This window comes from Phenylobacterium sp., assembly GCF_044371015.1.
Classification (GTDB): domain Bacteria; phylum Pseudomonadota; class Alphaproteobacteria; order Caulobacterales; family Caulobacteraceae; genus Phenylobacterium.
This window is the reverse complement of sequence record NZ_JBILUK010000172.1, coordinates 1-6716: the sequence shown is the minus strand read 5'-3', so window position 1 is coordinate 6716 and position 6716 is coordinate 1. Positions and strand designations below refer to the sequence as shown.

The following is a 6716-nucleotide window of genomic DNA, read 5'->3' as shown; positions in this document are numbered from 1 at the left end:
AGGGTTCGCGCGATCGGTTCGCCCCACTCCGGGTCCATGGCTGCAGGCGCCGCCACGACTGGGAGCCTCAGTTCCAGCAGCGCATCCTCAGGGATGCAGATGTCGGCGCAGACCAGAAAGGCGGCTGCGGCCTTCAGCGTCACAGTCGCGCCCGGAGTCGCATTGGCGGGAGCCGTGAGCGTCATGGGCAGCAAGACCTGGCCCGAATAGCCATAGTTGGTCAGCGGTCCGAGCGGCATCCGATGCGGGGTGGGCCAGGTGAATTCGCCGGCGGACCAGCCGGACGGCAGGGTCCACTTGATCTGGGTCGCCTCGCCGCTGTCGCCCGCATTGCGCCAATAGGTGTGCCAGCCCTTCTGGATATCCTGGCGCAGCGCCACCTGGATGGTCTGGCCCGGGGCGATCCCGGTCACCGAACTCACCAACTCGGCGGTCAGATGGCCGGTGTTGACCGGCGCGGCCGACGCCATCGCCGGCAGCGCCGCCGCCAGAATCGCGCCCAATGCCCGTCGGAAGATCGCACCCAGAAACGTCATGGCGGGTTATATGGCGCGGCGGACGCGCGCGCGCAAAGGAAGCCTCGACTTGACCGCCGCGCGCGCCATCATCGGCGGGATTCGCGCCCACGCCAGGAGATCCGCCCTTGCCCGCTTCCTTTGACGATATCGAGATCGGGCAAGTCGTCAGCCTGGGGGTCGCGGCGGTGGATCCGGGCGCGCTCGCCACCTTCGTCGCCGCCTTCGCACCCACCTGGCGGGCCGAGGACGGCGCGCCTGACGCCATGGTCTATGCGATCTGGGCCCGGCTCGACACCCAGGCGTCTGGCGACTGGCCGCAGACCAAGCGACTGGGCGTCGACGCGCTCCGCTGGATGCGCAACCCACCGGCCGGGGAACTGTTGCGCGGCCGCATGACCGTGATGGCCAAGGACCCCGTCGGCGAGGGCAAGGGCGTGGTCATCGCCCAGCAAGACCTGCTGGATGAAGCCGGCCGCCTGGTCTTCTCCTGCCTGACCCGCAGCATTTTTCAGCGCTGAGCTACTCGGCGCAGAAACGCGCGAGGTCTGCGGCGGTGTCGCGGCTAATATCCGGCGCGGAGATTGAGAACACCTCTGTACCATGGATCGTGCCCATCACCTGCCGGCAGCGCGCTGCGACCCCCGCCGCCAGCAGCCGCCGATAGAACACCACACCCTCGTCCCGCAGCGGATCGCATTCGTTGACGCTGATTACGGTCGGCGGGAAGCCCGCCAGGTCCTCGGCGGTGGCGAAGCTCGGCCAGGCCAGCGGGTCGCGTCGCTCGAAGGCCTCGATGCCATAGGCGACACGGCCCCGGTTGTTGTGCAGACTGAGCAACAGGCCGTTGTTCTCGGTGGACGAGGGATGCTCGGGCAGCGGCCATTGTCCGGCGATGTAGGGACAGAGCGCATAGAGGCCCTTGATCAGGCCGAGGTCGCCGTCGCGCTTCAGCTTCAGCACCGTGGCGATCGCCAGGTTGCCGCCCCCGCTTTCGCCCGCCACGACGATCCGCGCGGGATCGATGTTGAGCGCCGCTGCCGAGGCCGCCACCCACTTCAGGCCGGAGACGCAATCATTGAGCCCCGCCGGAAACGGCAGCACCTCGGGCGCGGAAGAGGGGCGCAGGCAGTTGCGGAAGTCCACCATGGCCACCGCCACGCCCCGTGCGGCGATGATCCGGCCCCACGCGCGGTACATGCCGTTGAAGGCGCTCATCGTCTGCATCCCGCCGCCATGGATGTAGTAGACGCAGGGGTGGGGCCCGGGACCCTCCGGCGCGATCAGGTGAAGTTTGATCGTGTTGCCGTCGGGGGCCGAGGTGAAGCTGAGCTCGCGCTGGACCAAGCCCTTCGAGGGGGCGTTCGCCTCGGAGTCGCAGGCGGCGAACAGCATGCCCATGGCCTGTTCTGCGGCGAGGGCCGCCGGCGTGTTGGCCTCGGCAAGCAGGGTCTCACGGTCCGCCACGTCGCCGGCCTGAGGCCCGTCAGGCATGGCGAACACAGCCTTGATGCGCGGGTCGATGCGGGGATCGGCGGCGATTCTCGAGGTCATGACGGGGTCCTTTTGGAAGCGGGGCGACCTTCGCCGCAAGCCGCGCTCAACTCAAGCCGCTCGCCACGGAAAGGCGCCCAGCGCCAGCGCGGCGGCCAGCATCACCAGGCAGGTCAGGATCGCCCAGGGCAGGGTGAAGCGCTGGTGCGCCCCGAACTCCACGCCGGCCAGGCTGACCAGCAGATAGGTCGAAGGCACCAGCGGGCTGAGGAGGTGCAGCGGCTGGCCGATCAGCGAAGCGCTGGCGACATGCAGCGGGGCCACGCCGTAGTGACCGGCGGTCTCCGCCAGCACCGGCAGCATGCCGAAGTAGAATGCGTCATTGGAGATGAAGAAGGTCATCGGCAGACTGATCAAAGCGGTCAGCGGCGCCAAGTGGGGCCCCAATGCCGGCGGGATCAGATCAACCAGGGCGCCTGACATGGCCGTGACCATGCCCGTGCCGTTCAGGATGCCGGTGAAAACGCCGGCCGCGAAGATCACCGAGACCACGGCCAGAACCGCCGGCGCATGGGCGGCGATCCGCGCGCGTTGATCCGCCGGCTTTGGATGGTTGATGACGAGCGCCAGACAGAAGGCCAGCATGAACAGCAGCGGCAGCGGCATAGCCTGCAGCATCAGGAGGCCCAGGAGGCTGAGCGTCAGCCCGAGATTGATCCAGAACCGGAAACGCCCCGGCGCCGGGGCGACCTCGACCGCAGGGGTCGAGACCTTCGGCGACAGCCCTCCGAGCCGCCTTCGCTCGGCCCGTCCATAGGCCCAGCCCAGGATCATCAGCCAGGCGATGGCGACCAGCATGGCGGGCACGAGCGGCAGGAAGACCGCCGTCGCGTCCAGGCCGAGCGCGCTCGCCGCCCGCGCCGTCGGCCCGCCCCAGGGCGTCAGATTCATCACCCCGGACGAGAGCATGATCAGGCAGGCCATGATCAGCGGGTTGAGCCCCAGGCGCCGATAGAGCGGCAACAGGGCCGCCACCGTGATCATGTATGTGGTTGAGCCGTCGCCATCGAGCGAGACAAAGGTCGCCAGCGCCAAGGTGCCCATCACGATCCGGACGGGATCTTCGCCCACCACGCGCAGCAGCGCCTTGATCAGCGGGTCGAACAGGCCCGCGTCCCCCATCACCCCGAAGTAGAGGATGGCGAACATCAACATCACGGCGGTCGGTGCGATGCGGGCGACGCCCTCCAGCATCATCGGACCCAGTCCGGCGCCGAATCCGGCGGCGAGGCCGACTGCGGTGGGTACGGTTATCAGGGCGACAAGCGGCGAGAGCCGGCCGGTCATGATCAGCGCCATGAACCCGGCGACCATCAAGAAGCCGAGCCACGCCAGGGTCTGAGCGTCGTGGGTCACCTAGAGGCGCGCCACCGCCTGCTCCGAAAGGGTCAGGCTGCGGTCGATGGTGGCCTTCAAGCCCTCCAGGTCGACACCTTCGGTGCTCTTCTTCCCCTCCAGGTAGCGGGCGTAAACCCCGTGATTGATGCAGGCTGACTTCCAGCGATTGAAGCCGACATAGAAGTCGAGCTTCGAAAGATCGCGGCCAGTTTTCTCGGCATAGCGCGCCGCGAGCACGCGACGCCCTGGGAACCCGGGTGCGGCCGTGGCGGCGGTGGGCGACGGCGGCTGAGGATCCGAAGGATCTGGCCAGAAGTTGAGCGCATAGGCGAGGTCGGCCAACGGGTCGCCCAGGGTGGAGATTTCCCAGTCGACGACGGCCGCCACCGTCCCATCCGGTCCGACGAGGCAGTTGTGCGGGCCGAAGTCGCCGTGCACCACCCGGGCCGGATCCTGATCCGGCGCATTGGCCAGAAAGAAGGCTTGCAGCTCATGGGCGCGCGGGTCGTCGTACTGGGCCGGCTCCACTGAAGCGAGCCACGACTTCATCCAGGTGGAAAGTTGGCGGGCGATATAGCCGTCGCGCTTGCCGAGATCGCCGAGACCGACGGCATCCGGGTCCAGCGCGTGGAGCGCGGCCAGGGCGTCGATGAAGGAGAAAGCCATGGCCTCGCGCCGGGCTTCCGGGACCAGACGCAGCGTGTCGTCGATGGAGTAAAGCGGACGGCCCTCGACCAGACCCATGACATAGAACCGCGCCCCGGTGACCGAGGGGTCATCGCAAAAGCCCATCGCCTCGGGCACCGGCACGGCCGAACCCTTTAGCCCGCTCAGCACCGCCCACTCGCGGCCCATGTCGTGCGCCTTGGGAAGAAGTTCGCCCAGCGGCGGGCGGCGAATCACGGCGGCGCGACCGCGGGCGTCGTCAATTCGATAGGTGAGGTTGGAGTGACCGCCTTCCAGCCGCGTCCAGCGAAGCGGCGGCGAAAGCGCCGGAACATTGGCGGTGATCCAGGCCTCGACGGCCGCCACATCATAGCCCAGCGGCGCAGTCTCGCTCATCGCGTGATCTCTCCCATCCCTCGCGCCAACCCTCCCTCGCCCAGCCGCCGGCCGCAAGCGCCTTGGCGGCGCCCTGGCCCAACCCCAGGGCCTCGCCCGATCCGATGGGATCAATCGGACCCGGATGACGCGCCGCGCCGCCTTGATCTGACGCGCGGTTCCGCCGCCGAACCGGTTTCCACTTCGGGGGATTGCGCTCTAGGGTCGCAGTCAAACAACGCCGGGGGAGACGGCCGAGATGAACGACGAGACACACAGCGCGGGCCGGGCGCAGGGCAACGCCTATGGGCTGCTCCTGCTTCTGACGTTGATCAATGTGATGAATTTCGTGGATCGGCAGCTGCTGCCGAGTTTCGCGAACTTCATCAAGCCTGACCTCGGCCTGACCGACACCCAGTACGGCCTGCTGACCGGACTGTTCTTTCTGATCTTCTATGCAGTGGCGGGCCTGTTCATGGGCATGCTGGCCGACCTCACCCACCGGCCGCGATTAATCGCCGGCGCTATCGCGCTCTGGAGCTTGCTGACGGCGGCCTCGGGCCTGGCCAAAGGCTTCGTCTCGCTGGCCATTCCCAGGGCCCTGATCGGGGTCGGGGAGTCAGCGCTTACGCCGACGGCCATGTCACTGCTGGCGGATCGGTTTCCGGCCGCGCGACTGGGGGTTGCGGCGGGAATCTATTATCTGGGTGTGCCGATCGGAGCGGGGGTCAGCCTGCTGGTGGCGGGATACCTCGGTCCGGTCATCGGCTGGCGCAACTGTTTCATCGCCCTGGGCCTTTTGGGCCTGGTCTTCGCAGGCCTGATGCTCACGGTCCGTGAGACCCGACCAAAGCGGGCGACGGGCGACCGCGGGCCCTCGGTCGCCACTCAAGTCAAGGAGCTGACCAAGGCGCTGGCCCGCTCACCCTCCCTCGGCGCGACGATGCTGGGCGGCGTAGCGCTGCATCTCTCGGTCGGCGCAGCTTCTTTCGATCAGCTGTGGTTCGTGCAGGAGCGCGGGTTCGAGCGCGCCCACATCGCCCAGCTCACCGGCTACATCACCGTCGCCGCCGGCATCGCGGGCAACCTGTTCGGCGGATTCGTCGGAGACTGGTGGCAGCGCACACGCAAATCCGGTCGCCCGATGCTGCTCTTCTGGATGTTCCTGGCGCTGGCGCCGCTGACGGTGGCGTTCCGGATCGTGCCGGTCGATTCGCCGCTGTTCTATATCGGCATCGCGGCTGGCGTGTTCCAACTGGCGGCCTTCTATGGCCCGACCTTCTCAACGGTGCAGGAATTGGCGCCGCCCGGCGCCCGGGCGACGGTGACGGCCTTCTACATCCTCTGCCTGAACGTCATCGGTCTGGGCATCGGCATCACCGGCACAGGCTTCGTCGTTGACCAGCTCCGCGCGTCGGGCGTGGCCGAGCCCTATACGTGGACGCTGATGGGCTTCACCATCGCCTCGGCGATCGCCGCGCCGGCCTTCTTCTTCGCCGGCGTCCGGTTCAAGCGAGACAAGACAGCCCTGGCCTGACCGGACCTACCGCGCGGCGACCGCGGGCGCCGGAGCCGCCAATGAAGCGCGGTAGGCGTCGGCCTGTGCGACCAGGCGCAGCAGGTTGCCGCCCCAGATCTTGGCCAGGTCGGCGTCTGAATAACCCGCCGCCTTCAGGCGGGCCGTGATCTTGGGCAGGTCCGCCACGCTCTCAAAGCCCGCAACGCCGCCGCCACCGTCCCAGTCGGCGCCCATGCCGACGTGATCCGGACCGACCAGCTTCAGGACGTGCAGGATGTTCTCCATGTAGGCCTCGAACGTCCCGCGCCAGCCGGGCGTGGCCTCGCGCGCCTTCAGCTCCGCCATCAGCGCCTTGCGTTCGGAGGCGGACATCGCGCCGACGCGCGTCATCTTGAATCGCAACGCGCCCATTCGGGCCCTGAAGTCGGCCGGCGCGCTCAAGGGCGCGACGTACATGGAGTTCATCTGGATCACGCCGCCAGAGGCCGCGACCTTCTTCAGGCGTTCGTCGTCGAGATTGCGCGGGTGGTCGAACACCGCCTTGGCGCCGTGATGGGAGAGGATGATCGGCGTCTTTGACCGGGCGATGAGCTGGTCGATCGCCGCGTCGGATGCGTGCGATCCGTCGACCACCATCCCAAGGCGGTTCATCTCGTCGACCCAGCGCTCGCCCAACGGCGAGAGTCCGCCCCAGCGAAGCTTGTCGGTGGCGCTATCGGCAAACTGGTTGTTAGCCCCGTGAACCGGCG

At 67.9% G+C, this 6716-nt stretch carries 7 protein-coding genes; 2 read left to right on the top strand and 5 right to left on the bottom strand.

The genetic code is table 11. The features are described 5' to 3' along the window. Window positions 1-536 (bottom strand): protein-disulfide reductase DsbD domain-containing protein (locus ACIQ3R_RS13280; RefSeq protein ID WP_397419263.1); only part of this gene is annotated, 536 nt, incomplete at its 3' end. Window positions 537-643: 107 nt separating this feature from the next. Between ACIQ3R_RS13280 and ACIQ3R_RS13275 the strand changes: the two genes are divergently transcribed. Continuing rightward, on the top strand, window positions 644-1036 hold the full coding sequence (locus tag ACIQ3R_RS13275; protein ID WP_397419261.1) for an acyl dehydratase: 393 nt from the start codon (window positions 644-646) through the stop codon (window positions 1034-1036). A gap of 1 nt (window position 1037) precedes the next feature. Here the strand turns inward: ACIQ3R_RS13275 and ACIQ3R_RS13270 are convergent, their stop codons facing one another. From ACIQ3R_RS13270 to ACIQ3R_RS13260, 3 genes are read right to left on the bottom strand one after another with little or no spacing between them, the layout of a single operon-like run. Further along, entirely contained in the window at window positions 1038-2069 is a 1032-nt protein-coding gene (locus ACIQ3R_RS13270; protein ID WP_397419259.1) for an alpha/beta hydrolase fold domain-containing protein, read from the bottom strand. Window positions 2070-2120: 51 nt separating this feature from the next. Next, complete coding sequence (locus tag ACIQ3R_RS13265; protein WP_397419257.1) at window positions 2121-3425, bottom strand: CitMHS family transporter; 1305 nt, start codon at window positions 3423-3425, stop codon at window positions 2121-2123. Further along, window positions 3426-4469 (bottom strand): phosphotransferase family protein, encoded by a 1044-nt coding sequence (locus tag ACIQ3R_RS13260; protein ID WP_397419255.1) that lies wholly within the window; start codon window positions 4467-4469, stop codon window positions 3426-3428. Window positions 4470-4707: 238 nt separating this feature from the next. Here ACIQ3R_RS13260 and ACIQ3R_RS13255 point away from each other — a divergent pair, with 238 nt between their 5' ends. Beyond that, entirely contained in the window at window positions 4708-5985 is a 1278-nt protein-coding gene (locus ACIQ3R_RS13255) for a spinster family MFS transporter (RefSeq protein ID WP_397419253.1), read from the top strand. Window positions 5986-5991: 6 nt separating this feature from the next. Here the strand turns inward: ACIQ3R_RS13255 and ACIQ3R_RS13250 are convergent. Continuing rightward, on the bottom strand, window positions 5992-6716 hold a 725-nt coding region (locus tag ACIQ3R_RS13250), incomplete at its 5' end, for a dipeptidase (protein WP_397419251.1).